The 24,501-nt window shown below is 58.8% G+C and carries 14 protein-coding genes; 6 read left to right on the forward strand and 8 right to left on the reverse strand.

Annotated elements, in window-relative coordinates; translation table 11 throughout:
• Nucleotides 1-233: 233 nt before the first annotated feature.
• On the reverse strand, nucleotides 234-3,044 hold the full coding sequence (locus G547_RS0112105; RefSeq protein ID WP_036188362.1) for an HzsA-related protein: 2,811 nt from the start codon (nucleotides 3,042-3,044) through the stop codon (nucleotides 234-236).
• Nucleotides 3,045-3,539: 495 nt separating this feature from the next.
• Between G547_RS0112105 and G547_RS0112115 the strand changes: the two genes are divergently transcribed.
• From G547_RS0112115 to G547_RS0112135, 5 genes are all read left to right on the forward strand, one after another.
• Nucleotides 3,540-4,766, forward strand: a complete 1,227-nt coding sequence (locus tag G547_RS0112115; RefSeq protein WP_027330086.1) for a hypothetical protein — start codon at nucleotides 3,540-3,542, stop codon at nucleotides 4,764-4,766.
• A gap of 2 nt (nucleotides 4,767-4,768) precedes the next feature.
• Nucleotides 4,769-7,255 carry a LamG domain-containing protein gene (locus tag G547_RS0112120; RefSeq protein WP_027330087.1) on the forward strand — a complete coding sequence of 829 codons (2,487 nt, stop codon included), beginning with the start codon at nucleotides 4,769-4,771 and terminating at the stop codon, nucleotides 7,253-7,255.
• Between the two features lie 26 nt (nucleotides 7,256-7,281).
• On the forward strand, nucleotides 7,282-8,868 hold the full coding sequence (locus G547_RS0112125) for a hypothetical protein (protein ID WP_027330088.1): 1,587 nt from the start codon (nucleotides 7,282-7,284) through the stop codon (nucleotides 8,866-8,868).
• 171 nt (nucleotides 8,869-9,039) lie between these two features.
• Nucleotides 9,040-10,473 carry an NfeD family protein gene (locus tag G547_RS0112130; RefSeq protein WP_036188366.1) on the forward strand — a complete coding sequence of 478 codons (1,434 nt, stop codon included), beginning with the start codon at nucleotides 9,040-9,042 and terminating at the stop codon, nucleotides 10,471-10,473.
• A gap of 63 nt (nucleotides 10,474-10,536) precedes the next feature.
• A complete protein-coding gene (locus G547_RS0112135) occupies nucleotides 10,537-11,301 on the forward strand; it encodes a slipin family protein (protein WP_245573475.1) in 765 nt (254 codons plus the stop codon).
• Between the two features lie 401 nt (nucleotides 11,302-11,702).
• On the opposite strand, the gene G547_RS0112140 is transcribed toward G547_RS0112135, so the two are convergent.
• The 6 genes from G547_RS0112140 to G547_RS0112165 all read right to left on the reverse strand — a co-directional run bounded on the left by G547_RS0112140 (nucleotide 11,703) and on the right by G547_RS0112165 (nucleotide 18,260).
• A complete protein-coding gene (locus tag G547_RS0112140) occupies nucleotides 11,703-11,894 on the reverse strand; it encodes a CPXCG motif-containing cysteine-rich protein (protein ID WP_027330091.1) in 192 nt (63 codons plus the stop codon).
• 63 nt (nucleotides 11,895-11,957) lie between these two features.
• Entirely contained in the window at nucleotides 11,958-13,571 is a 1,614-nt protein-coding gene (locus G547_RS0112145; protein WP_027330092.1) for an ABC transporter ATP-binding protein, read from the reverse strand.
• A gap of 2 nt (nucleotides 13,572-13,573) precedes the next feature.
• Nucleotides 13,574-14,596 (reverse strand): ABC transporter permease, encoded by a 1,023-nt coding sequence (locus G547_RS0112150; RefSeq protein WP_027330093.1) that lies wholly within the window; start codon nucleotides 14,594-14,596, stop codon nucleotides 13,574-13,576.
• 14 nt (nucleotides 14,597-14,610) lie between these two features.
• Nucleotides 14,611-15,681: a microcin C ABC transporter permease YejB gene (locus G547_RS0112155; RefSeq protein WP_027330094.1), complete on the reverse strand. Its 1,071-nt coding sequence runs from the start codon at nucleotides 15,679-15,681 to the stop codon at nucleotides 14,611-14,613.
• Between the two features lie 30 nt (nucleotides 15,682-15,711).
• Nucleotides 15,712-17,565, reverse strand: coding sequence for an extracellular solute-binding protein (locus G547_RS21255; protein WP_084645957.1), 1,854 nt, complete (start codon nucleotides 17,563-17,565; stop codon nucleotides 15,712-15,714).
• A gap of 101 nt (nucleotides 17,566-17,666) precedes the next feature.
• Complete coding sequence (locus G547_RS0112165; RefSeq protein ID WP_027330095.1) at nucleotides 17,667-18,260, reverse strand: uracil-DNA glycosylase family protein; 594 nt, start codon at nucleotides 18,258-18,260, stop codon at nucleotides 17,667-17,669.
• Nucleotides 18,261-19,036: 776 nt separating this feature from the next.
• Between G547_RS0112165 and G547_RS23095 the strand changes: the two genes are divergently transcribed.
• On the forward strand, nucleotides 19,037-20,896 hold the full coding sequence (locus G547_RS23095) for a lytic polysaccharide monooxygenase (protein WP_169449447.1): 1,860 nt from the start codon (nucleotides 19,037-19,039) through the stop codon (nucleotides 20,894-20,896).
• Nucleotides 20,897-20,973: 77 nt separating this feature from the next.
• Here G547_RS23095 and pulA read toward each other — a convergent pair whose 3' ends face one another.
• Entirely contained in the window at nucleotides 20,974-24,462 is a 3,489-nt protein-coding gene (gene pulA, locus G547_RS21270; protein ID WP_084645959.1) for a pullulanase-type alpha-1,6-glucosidase, read from the reverse strand.
• Nucleotides 24,463-24,501: the final 39 nt, after the last annotated feature.

Raw genomic sequence — 24,501 nt, forward strand, 5'->3', positions numbered from 1 at the left:
TAGCTCGCATTTTCCACCACTCCTACCTTGGGTCGGGTTGGCTTTTGAGTGCCTACAGCGTGCTGAGGTCTTGGGTGGGGTATACCCTTCCAGGACCGTGAGTCGAGGGACTCGCACTCTCGAGCGTACAGGGATGTATTCACAGCGTGTCCTGGAAGGGTATACCCCACCCAAGACCGGTCGCAATGCCGCACCAAAGGGTAAAAACCTAGACAACAAAGAAACCAAGTCCCTCATTCTTCGTCCTGTCGCGCCCGATCGAATTGATTGTTGTAATAGCGGGCGCCGGTATCGAGCCATTCCCGCAGGAGTCGGAGTTCATCGGGGTTGAGCATATCACGGTGGTCTACGGTTCCGGGAGCGCTCAGGTCGTTTTCCTGGGTGAAGCGGGCAAAGAACGCCGCACTGGCGGCCCCCCCGCCGCGGGACAGCGGAGACTGCACCGGCACGGGAGCCAGAATTGGAATGGGGTTGCCTTCCTCATCCAACACCAACTCGCCCTCTTCGTCGGTCAGGAATTCACCGGTTTCCACTAAAAGATCCACAACCGCGCCATCGACGATCGTGACTTCGTTGTCCCGGTTCAGCAGCTCCTCATAAGACACCATTTCGCCACCGCCGGCCGCATCGCTCACCAGCTCCAGCTGGCCCGCCGGGATCCTCGGCTCGTTATCCGGCCCGAAGCGGGTGTGACAGCCGGTGCAGGTGTGGTCGATGGGCTCGCCCAGGCCGTCGAGCACCAACTCCGCTTCGCCATCGGCGTTGTTCTCGGTGAGCAGACGGGTGCGGTCCCACAATGGCTGAATGTGATTCTCGTAATTGATGATCACCCGGCACTGCGGGGTCCACTGGGTCAGGCAGCCTTCGGTGGTGGGTGGGTAAGTGATCGAAACGGTCAGACCTTCGTCGGCGTTTTCGCCGTTGACATAAGTCCGGTACCGGTCGGCGGCCAGGGCGCTGTACAGGTGCTGATGCTCCTCATCCGGCGCACGCACGGTCGGGTCGGTCCAGTCGTCGGTATAGATAATATTGACGTTCGGTTCCCGGGGCCCGCGTTCGGTGCAGGTGCCGGGGTCTTCCGGATTGCTGCATTCCACCGCAATGCGGGCATCGAACTGCGCCATGGTCTCGCCCATGTCGGGGAACACCGGGGTGCCGAAAGCGTCGGTTCGCAAAGTGTTGGGGAAAGGCTGGCCGGAAGTTTCTGCGCCGCTGTAGGCGGCGTCAGGGCCGTACTCGGGGTGGCCGTGGGGCACTTGGCTGTCCCCGGTATGACAGCCGGCGCACTGGCGCTGTTCGCCCGGGCGCAGCTGCAACCAGTTGCGATGCTGGGGCATGATGCGGGTGCCCTCTTCGTTGACGATGTCGAAGCTGAAGGCGACATCGGCGGGGACCTTGGTCATGACCGAGCCGTCGGGCTCGATGGGGACGTAGCCCAGAATCTCCAGTAGACCGCGATTGGCGTTGAAGCGGTTGCCGAACACTTCGCCATCCTGGTCGTTCAGGGTGTCGTTGTCGGGGGTGGACACCGCTTTGAGCAGACGCAGGAAGCGGGCCGGGCGCTCATCGGCGGTGGTTTGTGCCGGGTCCATCAGGGTGTCCACATCCTCGGTCAGGGTGCCGTCCAGATCGTAGACGTTCTGAATATGCAGCACGCCCACACCCTCGTTCACCCAATCGGTGTTGGGCACGGCGGGCTCCTGATAGTCCGGGCGGGGGCTGGGTTCCAGAGCGACCGGCTCGGTGACCATCTGGTCCTCTTCGGCCAGCACCACCGGCTGCTGGGTCGGGCCTTCCGGGTCGAAGACCCAGAGGCCAAACACCGGTGGCGCCGGTTCGGTGCCGTCGGTCGCCAGCCACTCGTCGGTGCAGGGCACCAACCGCTCTTCTTCCGGCAACGACAGCCGACACGGGCTCCAGCTCACGAGTAAACGCTCACTGCCATCCTGCATGGGGTAGGCACTGTGATACAGACCCGCGCGGGAAAGGTCGCCGTTCAACGGAATCGGCTGGTCAGCCAAAGACGTTTGCGCCGGGCCGCCTTCGTCACCATCGACCGTCTGGTTAGCCTCGACAAAGGCCGTAATGTCCACCTTTACCAGGTCACCGCCCAGCAAATCTTCCCGGGGCTTGGCGATGGCCAATAGCTGTCCGTCCAACATCAGCTTGGGATAGAACAGCGCCGGTGTCTCATCGTCCGCCAGGCTGTGGTAACCGTACTCGGGGGCGAGAGTCGTGCCGTCCGGGTTCATCCGGTAGAGGCTGATCCGGTCCTGTCCGAAACCGTCCCAGCGGGAAAACAGAACCTGACCTTCATCGTTCACCAACGGCTGCAGGTCATGGCTCTGGTTGTAACTGATTTGCTCAATATTGCGCCCGTCACTGTCCATCACATGCAAGACAAACGCCGCCTGATTGTCATTTTCGGTCTGCGCGGCGAATTGCGGTTTGCCGTCATCGAGCAACACCGCACGGCTCCGGGTCTGACGGGTAGAGGTAAAGAGAATCCGGTCGCCGGGCAGATAGTGAGGGCTCACATCTTCACCGCCCTCGGCGCTCAAATCCGACGGAATCACCCGCCGCAATTCTTCGGTCTCGAGGCTGTATTCCCAGATGTTCCAGGTGGGCTGTTCGTCCTCGTCTGCATCCTCAATCTCCGGCGCCCGCAAAGCAAACAGAAAACGGTCCCCGTCAGGATGCACCGACAAATCCTTCACATCATAAAGCGCTTCGCCCTCAAACAACTCACCGGTCAGCTCCCGCCGCCCGGCCGTCGCCGTGGCCCGATCCTGAAAAAACAGACGAGCCCCCGGCCGAAACTCGGCTGGATCCGTCAGCACCTCCGGCAGAATCTCCATGGAATCCTCATCCCGAGGCACCGGCCGCACCACATACGCCAGCGGAAAATCCACCACCACCGGATCCGCCTCCTGGTCCCCACCGGTCTCGCCCTGAACAGGCTCACCGACGCCACCGCCACAGGCGACGAGGGCCAAGGTCAAGGGCAGAGGTAGTAATAGACGGTGAAAGGTGGCAAGTGACATGCAGTCAATCTCTATGAAGAGGGTTATGTCGTTGTTTATTGAGCCCTAACCGGTCATCGCGAACCTTGGTATGCAATAACGTTACATCGGTAACTACAACGTGCGGAGGCCGGCTGTGAGGTAGATCCCATCAAGACCGTAGAGCGCGGGATTCGCGGTTGCGAGCGTACAGGGATGTACTTGCAGCGTGTCTTGATGGGATCTACCTCACAGCTGGCCGGGGTTCAGTTACTCCCAAGAGCCCACTACCAATAAAGTTACTCATTATCGACGCTTTCCCGCCCGAATGAATGGGGTCTGGCGCCAAAAAGCGGGATTGAATGCCGTATTTGTGACGGCCTTAACAAAAACACTGGCTATACAAGCACAGGAAGTGACCCCCTTCACCCCTATAATGAGACAAAAGCGCGACATTATTAAACACGCAACCGCCACCACCTTGCCTCCGCCCTCCCAGGCCGCAATAGAGGCAAGCCTTGGCCTTGGGGAGCAACCGTGAAAAACACCCACCCACCCACGGCGAAAGCCGCGCGTCTGGGCCTCTGCGCACTGCTGATAGGCGCCAGTCTGGCCGCCAATGCGGGATCGCGCGAACAGGCCCTGCAAATCCACAACCGCATCGCCGGCGTTCCGCCCAGCGAAGCCGTGCTGCTCGACATGGCCGAACTCATCGACGAGGGCAACGTCGACGCCGCCGTGGAAAAAGCCATGGAGAACGAGGGCTTCTACAGCGTCACCCTCAAAAACATGGCCACCCCCTGGACCAACCGGGACATGAACGTCTTCGCCCCGTTGAATGACTACACCGCCACCTTCATCGGCATGGTGCGCGACGGCGAAGACATCCGCGGGCTGCTCTACGACAACATTCTCTACACCGGCAACGGAAGTGGCCTGCCCGCCTACGCCAACGACAACAACAACCACTACGAAGCCCTGGAAGAGCAGGGTCTGCCCCTGGGGGATCCCGAGACCCTGGTCAAGCGGACTCAGTCCGACGTCACCGGCCTGCCAGCCGAGGCCACCGCCGGCATCATGACCAGCCGGGCGGCCGCGCGCGCCTTCTTCTATGCCGGCACCAACCGGGCCATGTTTCGTTTCACGCTGCTCAACCACTTGTGCCGTGACCTGGAGCAGGTGCACGACACCAGCCTGACCCCCGATCGCATTCGCCAGGACGTCAGTCGCAGCCCCGGTGGTGACAGTCGCGTATTCCTGAATAACTGCATGGGTTGTCACAACGGCATGGACCCCTTGGCCCAAGCCTACGCCTATTACAACTGGGACTACGATGCCGAAGCCGATCCCACCGGCGAGAACGGCCAGATCACCTACAACCGCGAGGGCGAAGTCGAGCCTGAAACCGGAACCCGCGTGGTGCCCAAGTACCACATCAACGCCAACACCTTCCGCTACGGCTACGTCACCATGGACGATGGTTGGGACAACTACTGGCGCGAGGGCAACAACCGCGTGCTGGGCTGGAGCGATGCTCTGCCCGGCAGTGGCGAAGGGGCGAAAAGCATGGGCCGCGAGCTGGCTCACAGCGATGCGTTCGCCAGCTGTCAGGTGGAAAAAGTGTTCGAACAGGTCTGCCTGCGCGAGCCCGGCAGCGAAGCCGACCACGAGTTGATTGATAGCGCCACAAGCACCTTGGCGTCCAGCGGCTATGACTTGCGTCAGGCCTTTATTGCCACCGCCAGCTACTGTAAAGGGGAATAAGCATGACTTACATCCGCCATTCCCTCATGACGCTGGCTGCGGTGCTTCTGCTTTCCGCCTGTGGTTCCGACAGCGGTTCCGATGTTCAGGAGAACGTCGACCCCAATGATGAAGTGCCTACGGTGAACTACACCGGTCCGGCGCCGCAGACTGACGATGTGCAGCAGTTCAAACTCTCGGTTTGGGACCCACTTGCCACCGAAAACCGCTGCGGCAGCTGCCACGGTACTGGCGGGCAGGAGCCGACCTTTGTCCGCGCGGATGATATCAACCTGGCCTACTCCGACGTCAACGCGGTGGTGGATCTGAGCAGCCCCGCCAGTTCCCGAATGGTTACCAAGGTGGCCGAGGGTCACAACTGCTGGCAGGCCAGCGCCGATGCCTGTGCCGATATTATTGCCGGCTACATTGAAAGCTGGGCGAGCGCGTCCGGGGCCGTGGTCAATCGCGTCGTATTTGAAGCGCCGGACGACCAGGACGTGGGCAGCAGCAAAATCATGCCCTCGGAGCCGGGCGAATTTTCCTCCACGGTGTATCCGCTGTTGCGGGATTTCTGCAGTGAGTGCCATACCCGCAGCGCCCCGACCGCACAGCAACCGTATTTGGGCAGCCCCTCCCTCGACATTGCCTACGAAGCGGCTCGTACGCGGATGCGCCTGGATGCACCGGCCGATTCCCGTCTGGTACAGCGCCTCGGCAATGAAGGCCACAACTGCTGGAGCGATGACTGCCAGGCCGACGCCAATGAAATGGCGCAGGCCATTGCCGACTTTGCCGACAGCATTCCGGTCACTGAAATCGATCCCGACCTGGTTGTCAGTAAAGCATTGGGCTTGGGCGATGGCATTGTCGCCAGCAACGGCGGTCGGGTAGACAGCCATATCATCGCCAAATACGAATTCAAAACCGGTGATGGCGCTATCGCCTACGACACCAGCGGTGTTGAGCCCGCGGCCAACCTGAACCTGAGCGGTGATGTGGCGTGGATGAGTTCCTGGGGGGTTCGCCTGAACAGCGGCGGAACGGACGGCAAGGCCCAAGCGGCCACAAGTGGCAGTCGCAAGCTGCACGATCTGCTCACCGCCACCGGCGAATACAGCATTGAAGCCTGGGTCATCCCGGATAACGTCACTCAGGGCGATGGCGGCGGCGACACCGCCCGCATTGTCAGCTACTCGGGCAGCAATGATGTCCGCAACTTTACCCTGGGCCAGACGCAGTACAACTATGAATTCCTCAACCGCAGCAGCGAGACCGACGTGAACGGCTTGCCGGCTCTGGCCACCAACGCTGCCGACGAGCGCTTGCAGGCCACGTTGCAGCACGTGGTGGTGACGTTTGATCCGGTGGACGGTCGTCAGATCTTCGTCAATGGTGAATTTACCGGAGACACGGATCCGCTGGCGGGTGCGGCCATGGAAGAGTGGAGTGAGACCTTCGCTCTTGTGCTGGGCAATGAGGTCTCCGGCTCCGAGTACGCCTGGAGCGGCAGTATTCGCTTCCTGGCCATCCATAACCGGGCCTTGAGCCCCGAAGCGATCAGCGCCAACTTTAATGTCGGGGTGGGGGCGCGTTACTTCCTCCTGTTCAATATCTCCCACCTGATTGATGTCGACGGAGCCTATATCAGCTTCGAAGTTCAGCAATTCGACGATTATGGTTACCTGTTCGCCGAGCCTTTCTTCCTGACGCTGGACAGCGACACTTCTGTGCCGCCCACACCGGTCGAGGGTATTCGCATCGGCGTCAACGGTCGTGAGTCCCCCACCGGTCAGGTGTTTGCCGCGCTGGATACCGAGCTGAGCACAGACGCGATGGTCGATGGCCGCCAGAGCCTGTCGGGGCAGGGGGCGGTGATCGAGCTGCAACAGGGGCCCGAAAGTGACCAGTTTTTCCTGACCTTCGACCGCTTGGGTGAGCACGAGTTTGTGCGCGTCGATGCCGAGCCGCCAGCGCCATCGGAGCCCGCGATCATTGAAGACCAGCCCACGTTGGGCCTGCGCTCATTTGCGGCCATTAACGCGACCTTGTCGACGGTGACCACCGTGCCGCAAACCACAACAAGCGTGGCCGAGACCTACCAGAAAGTCCGCCAGCAGATGCCCACCGAACCCCAGGTGGACGGCTTTGTTGCGGCTCACCAGATGGGGGTGACCCAGTTGGCGGTGTCCTATTGCTCGGCCCTGGTAGCCGATGCCAGTCGCCGCACTCAGTACTTCGAAGGTTTCAATTTCAACGCCGGTGTTGGCACCGCCTTTGACGACGCTGGTCGGGGCGCCGTGATAGAGCCCTTACTCAGCCATTTATTGGCGGCGGAGATCGAGGGTCAGCCACTGGCCAGTCAGGCCGACCCCGCTGCGCTGCGCACCGAACTCAACAGTCTGATCGATACCATGACCGCGGGCGGTGGCGATACTCAGCGCGCTAACCGCATCGTCACCGCCAGCTGTGCGGCCATCATGGGCAGCGCTCTGACGCTGTTGCAATAAACCGGATTTGGAATAGGCAGATTCTTATGAAACTACGCAAAGCGCCACTGCATCCGGATGCACCTCTGCTGCTGGAAGGGCATCACCGGCCCATGACTCGACGGGAGTTGATTGCCCATGGCTTCAAGGCGGGCGCCGGCACCATTGTCGGCGGGTCTCTGAGCGGACTCATGGTGAACTCGGCTCTGGCTCAGGAGGTGAATCTCTCCAACGATATCGAAGCGCTGCGTCAGGCCTGCGGTATCGCCAGTGCGGGAGCGGGGAAAATCCCGTTTATCTGTTTTGACCTGGCGGGCGGCGCCAACATGGCCGGCTCCAATGTGCTGGTGGGTGGCCCGGGCGGCCAGATGGATTTCCTCAGCACCGCCGGTTATAACAAGCAGGGCCTGCCGGGGGATATGACCCCGTCTTCCTCCACCGAGGATTTCGTCAACACCGACCTGGGTTTGGCCTTCCACAGCGACAGTCAGATGCTCGCCGGTATTCTGGAAAAGGCCGGCGGCCGCTCGGACCTGGTCAATGGCTGTGTGATTCCCGCTCGCTCGGAGAACGACACCGGCAACAACCCCCACAACCCCATGTACGGTATCAACCGCGCCGGTGCCAACGGCGAGCTGCTGGCATTGATTGGCTCGCGCGCCAACGATTCCGGGGGCAACTCCATGGCGCCAGCGTCATTGATCAATCCAGAAGCACGGCCCACCAAAGTGGACCAGCCCAGCGATGTGACCGGCCTGGTGGACACCGGCGATCTGGTAAACCTGCTCAGCCAGGAGGATACCGTGCGGGTGATGGAGTCCATGACCCGCATGAGCCGCGAGCGGCTCAATAACCTCAGTTTTGATACCTCCCAGGACGAACAGCTCAAGGAACTGCTGAGCTGTGGCTACGTGAAAAGTGCCGACCTGGCGGCCCGTTTTGGTGATCCCGCCTCCATCGACCCGGAATCGGACGCGGATATTGTCGGCCCGACCGGCGTGTTCTCCGATGAAGAGTTCGAGAGCGACCGGGAATTCCGCAAGACCGCCTCGGTGATGAAGCTGGTGGTGGAGGGGCGTGCCGGGGCCGGAACGGTCACCATGGGCGGCTACGACTACCACACTGGCGACCGGGCCACGGGCGAGATTCGTGACCTGCGGGCCGGGCGCTGCATCGGCGCCTGTCTGGAGTACGCGGCGCGCAAGAATGTGCCCATCATGATTTACGTCTTCAGTGACGGCTCGGTGTTCAGTAACGGCATGATCGACGATTCCCCCGAAGGCCGAGGCAAAGGCGTCTGGACCGGTGACAACCAGCAGACCGCCGCTTCCTTCTTCCTGGTTTACAACCCGACAGGTCGGCCCCAGTTGATGGACACCGGTGGCGGCACCGCCACTCATCAGCAGATTGGCTATATGCGCCCGAGCGGCGACGTGGAGACGGCCTCGACGCCCGCCGCCAACAACGTCAACCTGCTGGTGGAAACCGTGGTGCTCAACTACATGGCGCTCCACGGCGAGCAGTCACAGTTCGAGCAAAAGTTCGAACGCCACGGCCTGGGCAACAGCACCATGATGGACCGGCTGACGGGCTTCCAGCCCATCTGCAACGGCACCATCGACCAACCGACCTAAACCTTCCGTAGGGCGGGTAAGCGAAGCGCACCCGCCATCACCGACATAGGGCGACGGCGGATGCGCTTCGCTTATCCGCCCTACGGCGTGTTGATCCCTTCTTTCCCTGACGAACGTATAGTGTAGAGTGTTGTGAAAATCTGCTAATCTCCTGTGAGGAGGTTCGGTTCTATGCGACGACTTGGCGATGGACTGTTGGTGGTCGGCCTTGGGCTGTTGTTACTGGTCTGGGCGGGCCTATTACAGGCGCAGGCTTCGGAAGAAGCCGTGCCACAGGGGCCCCATGTCGCTGAATTGACGATCGACGGACCCATCGGCCCCGCCACCAAGGATTACCTGCTCCGCTCTATCGAGGAAGCTGAAGAAAACGGCGCTCACGCCGTACTGATCCGCATGGACACCCCGGGCGGCCTCGACGCCGCCACGCGCGATATCATCAAAGGCCTTCTGGCTTCACCCCTACCGGTTATTACCTATGTGCACCCCGCCGGCGCGCGAGCCGCCAGTGCGGGTACCTACATTCTCTACGGCAGCCATGTCGCCGCCATGACACCGTCCACCAGCCTTGGCGCCGCCACTCCTGTGCAGATGGGCGGGCTACCTTCGCCGGGCGGTGAGCCGCAACAGCCCGGCCGTGAGGAAGGAGCCTCGGAAACCGGGGGCGAAGAAGCGGCCGCGGGCTCTGACGAAAACCAGGACAGCGAGACCACGCCGCAGCCGGGCTCCGCCATGGAGCGCAAGGTCATCAACGACGCTGTGGCATTTATCCGGGGCCTGGCAGAACGCTACGGGCGCAATGCCGACTGGGCCGAGAAGGCCGTACGCGAGGCAGTCAGCCTGACCGCTACAGACGCCCTGGAACAGAACGTCATCGATGTGGTGGCGGACAACCGAGAGGACCTGTTGGCCCAATTGGACGGACGGGAAGTCGAGCTTGAGCGCGGGCCGGTCACTCTGGCGACGGCGGATCTGCCGATCCGCAGCTACGCGCCGGACTGGCGCAACGAGCTGCTGAGCATCATCACCAACCCACAAGTGGCGTCCATTCTCCTGCTGATTGGCGTGTACGGTCTGATCCTTGAAGGCTACAACCCCGGCGCCATGGTACCGGGGGTTGTGGGCGTTATCTGTTTATTGCTGGGGCTTTACGCCCTCCAGGTGTTGCCGGTGAACTACGCCGGCCTCGCGCTGATCGTGCTGGGCGGTTGTCTGATTTTGGCTGAGGCTTTTATCCCCAGCTTCGGGGTGCTGGGCATTGGCGGGGTGGTGGCGCTGGTGTTCGGCTCCATCATGCTGGTGGACACCGACGTGCCGGGCATGGAAGTGTCCTACGAAATTGTGGGCGCCGTCGCGGCGGTTGGTTCACTCGCGGTGTTGGGTATCGTCACCATGGTGGGCCGAAGTTTACGGATGCCTCGTCGGGACGCGGCCCACGCGATGGTGGGCCGCGAAGCCGAGCTGGCCCAAGTGTCCGGACACTCGGGCAAGGTACGCATTGATGGGGAATTCTGGAACGTCACCAGTGAACAACCTTTGACACTGGGAGATCAGGTCGAGGTGGTGGATCAGGACGGGCTACACTTGAAGGTTCGCCCAAAGTCGTAATCGGATGTTGAAAAAGTGGTATCTCGCTAACCGTTTTGAATCACTGAAGAGGGAGTATTCCCGATGATGGTTGAATATTTTTTTGGCATACTGGCAACGTTTGTTGTGCTTCTGCTCGCCTATGCGATTCGCATCCTGCGCGAATACGAACGAGGCGTGGTGTTTATTCTGGGCCGCTTTCAGTCGGTGAAAGGCCCCGGGCTGGTCATCATCATTCCGTTTATCCAGACGATGGAGAAGGTGGACCTGCGGACGATTGTGATGGATGTCCCCAGCCAGGATGTGATCAGCCGGGATAACGTGTCGGTGAAGGTGAACGCGGTGGTGTATTTCCGCGTGGTGGACCCGCAGAAGTCGATCATTAATGTTGAGCATTACTATGAGGCAGTGAGCCAACTCGCTCAGACGACGCTGCGTTCGGTGCTGGGTAAGCACGAGTTGGATGAGATGCTGGCGGAGCGGGATAAGCTGAATCAGGATATTCAGGAGATTCTGGATCAAAGTTCTGACAGTTGGGGCATCAAGGTCAGCAATGTCGAAATCAAGCATGTGGACATTGATGAGAGTATGATCCGCGCGATTGCCCGCCAGGCGGAGGCGGAGCGTTCTCGCCGCGCGAAGGTGATTCACGCGGAGGGTGAGTCTCAGGCGGCCGCTAAGCTGACGGAGGCGGCGGAGGAGTTGTCGAAGAATCCGAATGCGATGACACTACGTTATTTGCAGACGCTGATTGATATCGCCGGTGAGAAAAACTCCACTATTGTCTTCCCGCTCCCGGTAGATATGATTGGCAGCATCATGGATCAGTTTAAGTCCAGGAACTCTTAATCACTGCGGGCTTCCCGGCTCGGGCCTCAGTGCCAATCTATCTTTCCAGCTAATGTAGCTCGTAGGGTAGGTAAGCGAAGCGCCACCTACCAAAAAAGTAGGCCCAACATACCAACCACAAATACTATTGGTGGGTGGCGGCTAACGCCTTACCCACCCTACGCGTTACCGTCCGCTCCGTGCCATCGAATTGGCTCGCAGCTAGATGTAGGGCGGATAAGCGCAGCGCATCCGCCACTCCCCTCCAACAGTTAGTGGTTGGCACCGAGGGTCGGCGTGGGGTTTGCCTTTGCAGGACCGTGGAGCGGGGGACCCGCGATTCGAGCCTACAGGGATGTATTTACGGCGTGTCCTGCAAAGGCAAACCCCACGCCGACCCAGACGAGACGACGGCCACCAAACTACTCATTCTCCTGCCGCGCAAACACCTCAACCGCATCGGTCTCATCGATGACCACATCCAACAGAATGGGCTGACAACAGACCTGACAATCCTCCACATACGACTGCTCTGAAACCGACGTATCGATCAAAAGCCCAATGGGCTCAGAACAGTAAGGACACAGAATTTTCTTCTCAACCAAGTCCGCCATAGCAACCTCCCAAAACCGCATACAGGGTATCTCTATTGGACGACGTGCGGTCTTCGCCGTTCCCTATCGTGACAAAGAGGGAATAGCCGCCATCAACTGACGAGTGTACTCCTCATTCGGGTGATCGAAAATCGCCTGAGCATCCCCCGACTCGATTACCTTGCCATCCTTCATGATCATCACCCGGTGGCTCAGGGCGCGGACGACACTCAGGTCATGGCTTACGAACAGATAGCTTAGCTGACGCTCACGCTGGAGGCGACGCAACAGCTCAATGATGTCCTTCTGAACGGAACGGTCCAGCGCCGAGGTGGGTTCGTCCAGGATGAGCAGCATCGGGTCCAGGATGAGTGCCCGGGCGATGGCGATTCGCTGCCGCTGCCCGCCGGAAAACTCGCCGGGGTAGCGGTGGCGGGTGGTCGGGTCCAGTTGCACCGCTTCCATGGCTTCGACCACAGCCTGGTCCAGAGCGCGGGCATCCAGCTTGGTGTGAACCCGCAGCCCCTCGGCGATGATCTGGCTGACCGACATCCGTGGGCTCAGACTGCCGTAGGGGTCCTGAAAAATGATCTGCAGCTTTTGGCGCAATGGGCTCATGGCCTTGTGGTCGAGGGTGTTCAGGTCGAACCGTTCGTTTTCGTCCGACAACCAGATATGGCCCTCGCTCGAAATCAGCCTCAATAGCGCCCGTGAAAGAGTGGTTTTGCCGGAGCCGCTTTCGCCCACAATGCCCAGGGTTTCTCCCCGCCGTAGTGACAGGGTGATGTCGTCTACGGCTTTGACGTGGTCGTAGACGCGCTTGAAAACGCCTCGAGTCATAGGAAACCAGATGCGCATCTGCTCGGCCTGTAATAGCATCGGCGAACCCTCGGGGACCGGGTCCGGCTTGCCTTCGGGTTCGGCGTCGAGCAGTCGTCGGGTGTAGTCGTGTTCGGGAGACTGAAAAACGGCCTCGGTATGGCCGGTTTCCACCACCTCCCCCGCTTTCATGATGGCGACCCGATCGGCGAGGCGGCGGACAACCGCCAGGTCGTGGGTGATAAATAACACCGCCATATTCAATTCACGCTGCAAGTCCTCGATCAGTTCCAGAACCTGTGCCTGAATGGTCACATCCAGAGCAGTGGTCGGTTCGTCGGCAATCAAAAGGTCCGGTTCGTTGATCAGGGCCATGGCGATCATCACCCGTTGCCGCTCGCCTCCGCTGAGCTCATGGGGTAAAGCGTCCAGACGTCGTTCCGCATCGCGCAGCCCTACCCGATTCAACCAGTGCAATACGGTCGATCGGGCTTCTTTGCGGGGGAGACCCTTGTGCAGAAACACCGCCTCGGCTAGCTGCTTTTCAATGGAGTGCAACGGGTTCAGGCTGGTCATCGGCTCTTGGAAAATCATGCTTATCTTCGAGCCGCGCACATGCCGCAGCTGGCTTTCGGGGAGTTGAAGCAGGTCCTTCCCCTGAAAGTGGATCGCGCCCTCGGGGTAGCGGACGCTGTGCTCAGGCAGCAGCCGAAGGATTGACTGCGCGGTCACTGACTTCCCGGAGCCGCTCTCTCCCACCAGCGCCAGAATCTCTCCTTTGTCGATCGAAAAGCCCACTCCGGAGACCACGGTTTTGTAGTTGTCTCCCGTGCGAAACTGAACGGACAGTCGGTCGATGGTCAGCAACGATTCAGTCATGACTAGCGGGTCCGGTTCGGGTCGAGCGCGTCGCGGGCGGCTTCGCCCACGAATACCAGAAGCGTCAACAGCAGTGAAAGCACAATAAATACGGAAATACCAATCCAGGGTGCGTGCAGGTTGTTCTTCCCTTGGCTGACCATTTCGCCGAGTGAAGGTGAGCCCGGTGGCAGGCCGAAGCCGAGGAAATCCAGGGCGGTCAGACTGGTAATGGAGCCCACCATAATAAACGGCAAAAAGGTCACCGTGGCTACCATGGCGTTTGGGAGCAGGTGGCGAAACATCAGGGCCCGGTCAGAGACGCCCAGGGCTCGGGCCGCCAGCACGTAGTCGAAGTTGCGGGCGCGCAAGAACTCGGCCCGCACCACACCGACCAGAGCCATCCAGCCGAATAGCAGCAGGATGAACAGCAGAACCCAGAAACTCGGGGGAACAAAGCTGGCGAGAATGATCAGCACAAACAAGGTGGGCACACTGGACCAGACTTCCAGGAGTCGTTGCCCGAACAGATCAATCTTGCCTCCGTAAAAACCCTGAACCGCGCCTGCGGCGATACCGATAATCGAGGTCAATACCGTGAGAACCAGACCAAAAATCACGGAGATTCGAAAACCATAGAGCAGTCGGGCCAATATGTCCCGGCCCTGATCATCGGTCCCCAGCCAATTTTCCGTGGTGGGAGGGCTGGGTGCTGGGGTCGGCAAGTCGTAATTGATCGTGCGGTAGTTGAAACGAATCGGAGGCCAGATCATCCAGCCATTGTCCCGAATGAGCTCGGCAATATACGGGTCCCGATAATCCGCCGCCACGGCAAAGTCACCCCCGAACTCCAACTCGGTATAGTCATTCCAGAGCGGGAAGTAAAGCGAGTCTTGGTAACTGACAAGTAGCGGCTTTTCGTTGGCGATAAAGTCCGACAGGAGACTCACCGCGAACAGTCCCAGAAAAAGCCACAGGCTCCAATAGCCGCGACGGTTATTGCGGAATCGATGCCAGCGTTCTCGGTTCAGTGGGCTTAACGTCATGACCAATCGGAAACCTACCGGGATTCAAAATCAATGCGTGGGTCGACCCAGGTATACGCCAGGTCGCTGATGATGCCGATCAACAGACCAAGCAGGCCGAATATGTACAGGGTGCCAAACATCACCGGGTAGTCGCGCTGCAGTGTTGACTCAAACCCAAGCAGGCCGAGGCCATCCAGGGAGAAAATTACTTCGATCAGTAGCGAACCGGCGAAAAAAAGACTGATAAAGGTCGCGGGAAAGCCGGCAATGACAATCAGCATGGCATTGCGGAATACGTGCTTGTAAAGCACGCGCTTTTCGGTCGCCCCTTTCGCTTTCGCCGTCATCACATACTGCTTGTTGATCTCGTCCAGAAACGAATTTTTGGTCAGCATGGTCAGGCTGGCGAACCCGCCAATGGTCATGGCCAGAACCGGCAGCGCCATGTGCCAGAAGTAGTCGAGTATTTTCTGATACCAAAGCAGCTCGTCGAAGTTCTGCGACACCAGGCCGCGCAACGGAAACCAGTTAAAGTAGGACCCGCCCGCGAATAAGATGATCAGCAGGATGGCGAACAGAAAGCTGGGAATCGCGTTGCCAATTACCACCACCCAACTGGTCCATACGTCAAAGCTAGAATGGTGGCGAACAGCCTTTCGGATGCCCAGTGGGATTGAGATCGTATAGATGAGCAGGGTGCTCCAGAGCCCCAGAGAAATGGAGACGGGGAGTCGTTCAATGATCAGGTCGATGACTGAACGCGCGCGAAAGAGACTATCCCCAAAGTCGAATCGCAGGTAGCTGCCAATCATCGTCAGATAGCGCTCCCATATTGGCTTATCGAAACCGAACTGACGCTCAATTTCAGCGATGACTTCCGGGTCCAGTCCACGGGAGCCACGGCTGTTTCCAGAGTTGGCGACTTCGGACGCTTCGCCCGCACCGAGGCGCTGCATGTCGGCCGACTGGATATCCATGCTCTGGGCCAAGGCTTGCTCAACCGGCCCTCCAGGGGCCGCCTGGACAATAAAAAAATTGAGCGTGATGATGGCCAGCAGCGTTGGGATCAGCAATAACAATCGACGGATCAGGTAAGCGGTCAACGAAAACTCCTTACTGCGTCTTAACCGTGTTTAGCGTTCGACCGACTTGGCTTTCTCAGCGTCGTACCACCAGGTTTCCAGGCCAAGGTCATACTTGGGGCGCTGCTCTGGGCGGGAAAACTGATTCCAGTACGCGACCCGGTATTCGCCGGAGTGCCAATGCGGAATAACATAAAAATTCCACAGAGCCAGCCGATCGAATGCCCGGCCATGGGCCAACAGAGCTTCCGGGTCCTGCTGGTGCTCCACGATTGCCTCCATGAGCGCATCGACTACGGGATCATTCACGGCCGCCTGATTGTAGCTGGAATCCATATAGTCCGAGTGCCACACGATGGGCAGCGTACTAGAGGGATAAGGACTTGCCTGGAAGCCCCGGTCAATCATGGCGTAATCCTGGTCGCGCATGCGGCTCAAAAATTGAGAAGAGTCCAACTGGCGCAAGTTGACCTCAATGCCCAAACGCTCCAGGTTGCGCTTGAAGGGCAAGGCATACCGCTCAGTGGTCGGGCTGTAATAAATGAGCTCGAAGGAAAACGGTTTGCCAGTTTCACCATGCACCATTTTCCCGTCTTTAAGTTCCCAGCCTGCTTCTTTCAAAAGCGCCATAGCTTTGCGTAGGGCGGTACGAATGTTGCCGCTACCGTCGGTGACGTTGGGTCGCCATACCTCTCCAAACACCTCTTCGGGAATTGATTCCTTGAAGGGGGTCAGAATGTCTTTCTCCCTTTCTGATGGCTTGCCTTTCGCCATGTAAGGGGTGTTTTGAAAGTAGCTGACGGTCCGCTCGTACTGGTTGTAAAAAAGGTTCTGGTTCAACCATTGGAAGTCAAGTGCGTAGTTGAGCGCCTGACGGACTCGCCGGTCCTTAAACAACTCATGTTGCGTGTTGAACACGAAGGCCTTCATAGCCTGCGGTTCACTGTGAGCCAGCTCTTCTTTCACTATGTCGCCGCGCTTGACGGCGTCGATGTCGTAATCTTCCGCCCAGTGTTTGGCGACGCCTTCTTGCCGGAAGTCGTATTCCCCCGCCTTGAAAGCCTCTAGAGACACGGTGGTATCGCGGTAGTAGTCATACCGGATAGTGTCGAAATTCATGGTGCCCTTTCGGCTGGGGATATCCTTGGCCCAATAATCTTTTACCCGCTCATAGGTGACAGACTGGCCCATCTTGTAGCTTGCTATTTTATAGGGGCCTGTGGCGACCGGAGGTTCGCTCAGCGGATCTTCCAGGCTGCGCTCTTCCCAGTAGTGTTTAGGGAAGACCGTGAGGCTGATCAGGCTGGCGATGTCGTCGCGATTGGGTTCTTTCAAATGAAACTTTACTCGTTGTTTATCGAGCACTTCCGCTTTTTCCACATTTTTGAAGTATGAACGGAATTGCGGTACACCTTGGGTCATGAACTTGTTGAAGCTGAAAGCGACATCTTCTGCCGTAATGGCATTCCCGGAGTGGTCTTGAGCGCGAGGATCAATGTGGAAGATGACCCAGGCGAAGTTTTCCGGGTACTCCAGAGATTCAGCAATGAGGGGATAATGAACGTCGATCTCATCCAGACTGGGAACCATCAGGGTGTCGTACAGCTCGTCGCTTCTGACAACGGGGTTGCCCCGCATGGCATAGCGGTTGAAATTGTCAAACGTACCGACCGAGGAGAGCCGCAGCTCTCCGCCCTTGGGGGCGTTTGGGTTCACGTAGTCAAAGTGTTTGAAGTCGGGCTGATATTTCGGCGTTCCCTGAACGGCGAAGGAGCGGCTTTTGATGATCTCGACCTCCGGGTCGGTGCTTTTTCCCTTTTCTTCCTCCGCCATGCTCCAGGGACTGATCAGCAGCAGCGCGATCAGGAGCGTAGTCCAGCGTTTGACAAGGTTCAGATCGGACATGGTTACCCTCACGATGGTCGTAGCAGCGGTGTTAGAGTCCGGAGACGGTCAGATGTTCAAGGCTAAGGTAATTCAGCGCCAATTTCCATCTCTCATCGGTCTTACTCGCGTCCCAGTATATCGGACACGCGGCTTCTGAGCATGGGAATGATTTCCGCCTCGAACCAGGGATTGCGCCGCAGCCACAGGTTGTTACGGGGGCTGGGGTGAGGCATGGGCAGCTTCTGGGGCCAGTAGTCCCGCCAGTGGGCGACCCGTTGGGTCAGGGTTTCCCGGCTTTTCCCCAGGTGGTAGGCATGGGCGTACTGGCCGATTACTAGAGTCAGCTCCAGATTTGGGAGCCTTTCCAGCAGGTGATGGTGCCAGGTCTGGGCGCATTCGGGCCGCGGCGGCATGTCCCCCGAGCGGCCGGTGCCGGGGTAGCAGAAGCCCATGGGGATGATGGCCAGTTGCTGGGGGTCGTAAAAGGTGTCGCGATCGATACCCAACCAGCCACGCAGCCGGTCGCCGCTGGGGTCGTTAAAGGGTAAACCGGTTTCGTGAACGCGTTTGCCGGGGGCCTGGGCCGCCACCAGAATCCGGGCGGCGGGGTTGAACTGAAGCACCGGGCGCGGGCCCAGCGGCAAGTGTTCGGAGCAGAGTGTGCATTGGCGCACATCCTTCAATAACGAACGCCAGTCATTGGTCGGGCTCATAGGGGCGGACGTTCTCCAAAAAACTTAGGGACGCTGAATGTCGAATTGGTAAATGTCGAATTGTAGAGGACTGCCCGCCCCACTTCTATCCGCGTTTTACAAAATGAACGACGATGCTGGCACGGCGTTAAAATTGCCATCTCACGATTTGTTCAACCCTCTCCTCAAATCGCTTTGTGGTATTTGACGTCGATATGTCGAATATTCGGTCACTCTCTGTCGGAGATGTGGGCGGTTTCATATTTTTTGTGCGCCAAAATCTGGAAGCTAGGCGTCCTGAAAACAAAAAAATGTGTGAGCCCCTGACTTAGGGTCACGGGCTCATAATTTTGCCTGAATCTGTTATGTTTATTAGGACCATAAGTGAGCTTCGGTTAGGAAGAATCCGTCTAACAGAGCCATGGGTAAGTGAGAGGGTCTGTGCTAGTTTTTCGGATGCTTGATGGACGCGGTATTTACAATAATAGCCGAAATAAGGGCGTCGACGTCACATTCAAAAACGCAATAAGCGTTTTTCGAAACTCAGCATCCCTTCGAAGCAATGGATTGTAGAACAATGGATTGGCTTCAAGCAGTTTGTTAAAGGAGTCGGTCGCGCCGGTAAGTGCGACCGAAGCAGCGTCAGTCGTAGGCCCTGGGAGTGGCGTAGTCACGCTGACGTCAGGTAAGTCCGATACGCGTCGGTTGTCGGTACCCGAGCAATGAAACGGGTGAACGGCAGCGTGCGTATTTTATGAACGAGCGAATTCGCTCAACGACAATAAGAGGGATAATCTATGCGGTATCAAAATGTGTTATTCGGTTCAATGGCTTTAGCATTATCGGCCAGTGCGGTGGGGCACGGGCTGGTATCCGAGCCGGCTTCGCGCGCCTGGTTTTGTGGCGCGATTACCAAGCCGGATACAGCAGAACCCGGTAGCGCCTGCGCCGAGGCGTTTGAAAATGATTTTACCAGCGGCTACCAGTTCATGAGCATTCTCACGCACGATGTGGGTCGAAAAGGTGTAACGCCACTGCCCGACAACGTCTGTGGTTTTGACAGTGAAACCTGGGATGGTGGCGCTACCCCCTGGGACAAACCCATCGACTGGCCCACCAACCAGATCAGTGCGGGCGAGCAAACCTTCACTTGGGATATCTCCTGGGGGCCGCACTTCGGCGATACTGAAGAGTTTGTTTATTACATTACCAAGCCGGGCTTTGACTATCAGGTTGGTGAGCCCCTGAGCTGGGATGATTTCGAAAGCGAACCGTTTTGTGACCTGACCGGTTACGACGACAGCAACCCCAGTGCCACACCAAACATCGTTCCGGAGAAAGGCGAATCGCTTTTCCACACCACCTGTACGGTACCCGAGCGCGAAGGTCGTCACGTGATCTACGCCGAATGGGGCCGGAACTACTTTACCTATGAGCGCTTCCACAGCTGCGTGGACGTTGAGTTCGGCGGTGGCAATGGCGGACCGGATCCGGTGGTGGCCAGCATCAATGCCAACCCGGGCAACAGCGTGTTTGCTGGTGCGGGTACGATTGAGCTGAGCGCCTCTAACTCTCAGGGCAGCAATCTCAGCTATAACTGGAGTGTTGAACCCGGTGACGATGCCACCTATAGCCTGAGTGGCACCGATGGTGTGAGCACGACGTTGACTCTGGCGGAGACTGATGTCGAGAATGACGTAACCGTTCGTCTGCAAGTGAGCAATAGTGATGGCAGTGACAGTGCCGATTACATCTTTACTCACATACCGGCTACTGGCACCAGCTGGGAAGCCATCGGTCCTCTCACCAATGAGGCACAAAACCTGTCCGAGGGTGACGAAGTGCAGTTGCGGTTGGTGACCAACGATGGTGAGGACGTGTACCTGCCTACCAATCCCCTCGTTATCTCCAGCGATACCACGACGGCCAGCGCCTGGTCTTATGCGCTCGCCAACGAGGTCAACAGCGAGAATACCGACGTTCGCGTAGGCGTGCTCAATGACAATGGTGATGTTGAAGCGGTGAACAGTGCAACCGAGAATCGGGTGTTTGCACAGGTGCCGTCCAACTACACGGGCGCTTATCTGCAGATCGAAACGCAGGACGACTCCAGCTCCTCTTCTTCAAGCTCCGAGCCGACCACCGGTCAGCAGTGCAACTGGTACGGAACGACCACTCCGCTGTGTGACGGTCAGGACTCCGGCTGGGGTTATGAGAATGGGCAGAGCTGCGTCGGCGCAACCACTTGCAGCGGACAGCCGGACCCTTACGGCATCATCGGTGGCGGTGACAGCAGCTCTTCTCAGAGCAGCTCGGTCGCCTCCAGCGTAGCCAGCTCTGTTGCATCCTCCAGCGCCCCGACCGGTGGCAACTGCGAGTATGTTATCCAGAATCAATGGAACGGTGGTTTCACCGCCGCTATTGTGATTACCAATGACGGTTCCAGCGCGATCGATGGCTGGAACGTTTCCTGGGATTACAGTGGCAGCACTCAGGTGACCAACAGCTGGAACGCGGAAGTATCGGGCTCCGGCCCCTACACCGCCAGTGATATGGGCTGGAACGGCACCATTCAGCCGGGCGAGTCTGTAGAGTTTGGTTTCCAGGGCTCAGGCGCCGCAGACGTGCCGGAAGTCACTGGCAGCGTTTGTAACTGATCAACTCGCTGTTAAAGCCATAAAAAAACCGGGGGCCCATGGGCCCCCGGTTTTTTTATGGCAGGTATTTTTTTGAGTTAGCGGCGCTGACGAAAGCGAAGCGACAGCGCAGCCATAACCAGTAGAATCAACAGATTAACGCTACCGCTACCGCTGTCGGGCAGTTCGGGCCGATCCTGATCATCATCGCCATTTCCGTCGTCGTTGTCGCCGCTTCCATCTCCGTCAGAGCCATCCTCGTCAGGCGCTTGCGTGACTTGAAAAACAGCGGTAGTTCGGGCCGGAACCGTAAAGGTGCCACTCTCCGCTTCGAACGCAGCGTCCTGAAGGCGTGTATCCGCCGACGCTTGCTGTACCGGATGCAGTTCAAATGTCATGCCTTCCCAGTCCGCCTTGGCCAGTGTTTGTGCCTCGGTGTGGGCGTTGAACAATACCATGACCATTTCCCGTTCCGGGTCCCAGTCCGCTTCGCCGTCGGTGATTTTCATGGCGATCAACGCGGGCTTCTGCTCGGCGCCGGTGTTCTCAAAGCTCAGGTGCGCCATGACGTCAGCGCCCGTCTCCAGGCGGAACAATTTGGAGCTCTTGCGAATGGCCAACATTTCACGGGTGTGGGCGAAGGCCTGCTTGATCTGATCGCTGCCCACGGCGAGGGTGTCGTCCGCCAGACGCGGGCTGATCTGATCCCAACTGGCCTCGGTGGAGTGAGCCGGTGGCAGACCGCGACCCCAGCCATTGTCGGTGTAGCTGTAGTCGAGCAGGTTGAACCAGTCACCGGAATCGTAGCTGTCGCGATCCATGGATTTGGAGCGCAGCATTTCCTGCCCGGCGTGCATAAACGGAATCCCCTGGGAGAGCAGAATCAGGCTGTTACCCAGGTTCTGTACCCGAACGCGAGTCTCGAGATCCCGATCCAGTGGAATTTTATACTGGTTGATATCGAACAGGGTTTCGTTGTCGTGGGCGGCGATGTAGTTGATGGTTTCCTGAGGGTCACTGGTGTAGCCCACCTGGGCGCCGTAGTCGCCGGTCACCTCGGTGCCCTGCCAGTCCACAAAGGTAAAGTCCTTCAGGTTGCCCGTCAGGCCGATGCGGATGCGATCGGTGCTGGTGAGGAGCCATTCCAGGTCCGCTGTGCTTGCGTTGTTTTCCGCGTTGGGGTCGTAGTAGAGGCCGTTGATAAAGCCCTGGTTCTGAACGTGGGCGATGCCGGTATCAAAAGGGCTGCCGCCGCGGACCGCGTCACGAAAGCGGTCGTTAAAGGTGCCGATGCCGGTGCCGGCCATGTTCAACTGGGTGGCTTGTTCGAAGCGGGCATCGTCGGCCACTTCGCCGAAGTTCCAGCCCTCGCCGTAGAGGTAAATGCTGTCGCCGTTCACCCCGTTGGCTTCTTCGGTCAGCGACGCCAGTTGCTCCTGTACGGCCAGCATGTTGGCTTTGCTGTGATGACCCATCAAATCAAAACGGAAGCCGTCCACCTTGTACATTGCCGCCCAGGTTGTGAGTGAATCCACCATGAGTTTTTCCATCATGGCATGCTCGGTGGCGGTGTTTTCACAGCAGGTGCTGCGCTCGATCTCGCCACTGGCATTCAGACGGTGGTAGTAACCGGGTACGACTTTGTCGAGCACCGCCTTGTCGCCGAGCAGCGCCTGACTGGTGTGGTTGTACACCACGTCCATCACGACCCGCAGACCGGCATTACTCAGAGCCTGCACCATTTCCCGGAACTCCAGAATGCGGGCCACGCCTTCGGCGCTGGTGGCATAGCTGCCTTCCGGTACCGTGTAGTGGTGAGGGTCATAGCACCAGTTGAAGGCGTCGGTCGCCCGAATGGCCTCAATGGCGGCCTGCTGTTCGGTGCCGTTGGGCTCATAGACCGACAGGTCCTGTTCCAGCTGCGAGCGATCGGCCGGGTCTTCCGGAATGGTGGCACAGTCAAACGCGGGGAGCAGGTGCACGTGGCTTAATCCCGCTGCTTGCAACTTCTTGAGGTGGGTCATGCCCAGGCTGTCCTCAACCGTAAAGGCTTTAAACGTGCCGCGCCACTCAGAAGGAACCTCCGGGTCGTTCACGCTGAAATCGCGCATGTGCAACTCATACACCACCATGTCTTCCGGGGCGGCCGGTGCGGGTTTTTCCAGTTCATCCCAGCCCTCGGGTTTCAGGTCGGCATCCTTGAGGTTGACCAGTTGACTGCGGGTCCCGTCGGTATTGGCGCCGAGGGTGTAGGGGTCGGTGACCAGGTTGCTTTCAATATTTTGAGTGTTGGGCACATACACATCGACGTTGAAACGATAGTACTGCCGGTCCCAGTCAGCGGTGCCGGTAACACTCCAGACCCCGGTGTCCGGATCGAATGTCATGGGCAGTTCGGTGGCGGTGTCGGTCTGGCCGTCGGCGTATAGCAAAAAGGTCACCGACTGCGCCGTGGGTGCCCAGAGATGAACGGAGGGAACGCCGTCGCTGTATACCGGTCCGAGGGAGCCCTCGTAGGCGTATAGGTCATCCAGCACACCGGGAATCTGAACGCCGGTGGCATCGATCAGGCTACCGTCCCCGTTGCTGGCGGAAACCGCAATTTGTTGCTTCAGGATGGCAGGAACTTGTGCCACGTCCGCGGGCTGGAGTTTGAACACCGGATAATCGGCCAGATGCGGAAATTGAGCGGCCAATACCTCGCTCATGCCAGCCGGATCATGGGTCAGTGTCAGGCTTTCCCCTCCGGTGACGCCGTCCGTGCCGCTGCTCAGCGCGGCGTCAGCGTCGTAGTGTAACTGGATCTCGGCGTCGGCCGGCACAGCCCAGGCGATGGTTTCCTGATCGAGCCAGTAGGCCTTGGCGCTGGTGAGGTCACCGGTCGAGACCACGTCACCTACAATCACACTGTTGTCCAGACTGTTATAGGTGAAGGTGACCGCCTCTCCGGCTTCACTCACGGAAAAGGCGACGTTGCCGCCGTTGCCATTGCCGTAACTGACATCCCAGGATTCGTTGAGCGCAATCTTGGCCTGGTAATCACCGGGTGGGATTGCAGTCGTTGTGAATTGATAGATGCCGGTATGGTTCGGGTCCTGCACCCAGGCCCGCAGGCAATCCGGCGCCCAGTTGGTGGGGCATCCCAGTGCGGTTTGAAAATCCCCCACGGCTGCCGCGATCACATGGTTCTTACTATCGGCCACCCAGTGGCTGGCGTGGCTGTAGTAAAAACGCACCGAGGCGTCGTTCTCCAGGCTCAGGGCGACATTACCGCCGTTGGGTTCGGCGCCCGCCCCGTAGTTCTCATCCCAACCGTTATTGAGGGCGACTTTGTATTCGTAGTCGCCAGCGGGGAGGGCAAAGGTTCCTCGCCACACCCCATCATCCGCGCCGGTCAGCTGCGATTCGGCGCAGTCCGGTGCCCAGTTTGCCGAGCAGCCGAGGGCGGTTTGCAGATCTCCGGGAATTGAAACGGCGGTGGGGTCGGGGGTGTGGTCAGCCCATAGGGTCGTCGGTGCGAGAGCACTGAGGGCCAGCACTCCGGCCGCGAGCCAACGTGGCGCGGATCGGTTATATCGAGTATTCATTATTAGTTCTCCAAGCTTGTTTATGATTATTGGGGCCCG

It is taken from the genome of Marinimicrobium agarilyticum DSM 16975 (genome assembly GCF_000423345.1).
Lineage (GTDB): Bacteria > Pseudomonadota > Gammaproteobacteria > Pseudomonadales > Cellvibrionaceae > Marinimicrobium > Marinimicrobium agarilyticum.

What these genes read in the sequence shown, in the direction of transcription:
- G547_RS0112165 (WP_027330095.1), bottom strand. Translation starts at nt 18,260, where the DNA reads ATGAGCCCGACCAATGACTGGCGTTCGTTATTGAAGGATGTGCGCCAA.
- G547_RS0112140 (WP_027330091.1), bottom strand. Translation starts at nt 11,894, where the DNA reads ATGGCGGACTTGGTTGAGAAGAAAATTCTGTGTCCTTACTGTTCTGAG.
- G547_RS21255 (WP_084645957.1), bottom strand. Translation starts at nt 17,565, where the DNA reads ATGTCCGATCTGAACCTTGTCAAACGCTGGACTACGCTCCTGATCGCG.
- G547_RS23095 (WP_169449447.1), top strand. Translation starts at nt 19,037, where the DNA reads ATGCGGTATCAAAATGTGTTATTCGGTTCAATGGCTTTAGCATTATCG.
- G547_RS0112105 (WP_036188362.1), bottom strand. Translation starts at nt 3,044, where the DNA reads ATGTCACTTGCCACCTTTCACCGTCTATTACTACCTCTGCCCTTGACC.
- G547_RS0112150 (WP_027330093.1), bottom strand. Translation starts at nt 14,596, where the DNA reads ATGACGTTAAGCCCACTGAACCGAGAACGCTGGCATCGATTCCGCAAT.
- G547_RS0112145 (WP_027330092.1), bottom strand. Translation starts at nt 13,571, where the DNA reads ATGACTGAATCGTTGCTGACCATCGACCGACTGTCCGTTCAGTTTCGC.
- G547_RS0112120 (WP_027330087.1), top strand. Translation starts at nt 4,769, where the DNA reads ATGACTTACATCCGCCATTCCCTCATGACGCTGGCTGCGGTGCTTCTG.
- G547_RS0112125 (WP_027330088.1), top strand. Translation starts at nt 7,282, where the DNA reads ATGAAACTACGCAAAGCGCCACTGCATCCGGATGCACCTCTGCTGCTG.
- G547_RS0112135 (WP_245573475.1), top strand. Translation starts at nt 10,537, where the DNA reads ATGATGGTTGAATATTTTTTTGGCATACTGGCAACGTTTGTTGTGCTT.
- pulA (WP_084645959.1), bottom strand. Translation starts at nt 24,462, where the DNA reads ATGAATACTCGATATAACCGATCCGCGCCACGTTGGCTCGCGGCCGGA.
- G547_RS0112130 (WP_036188366.1), top strand. Translation starts at nt 9,040, where the DNA reads ATGCGACGACTTGGCGATGGACTGTTGGTGGTCGGCCTTGGGCTGTTG.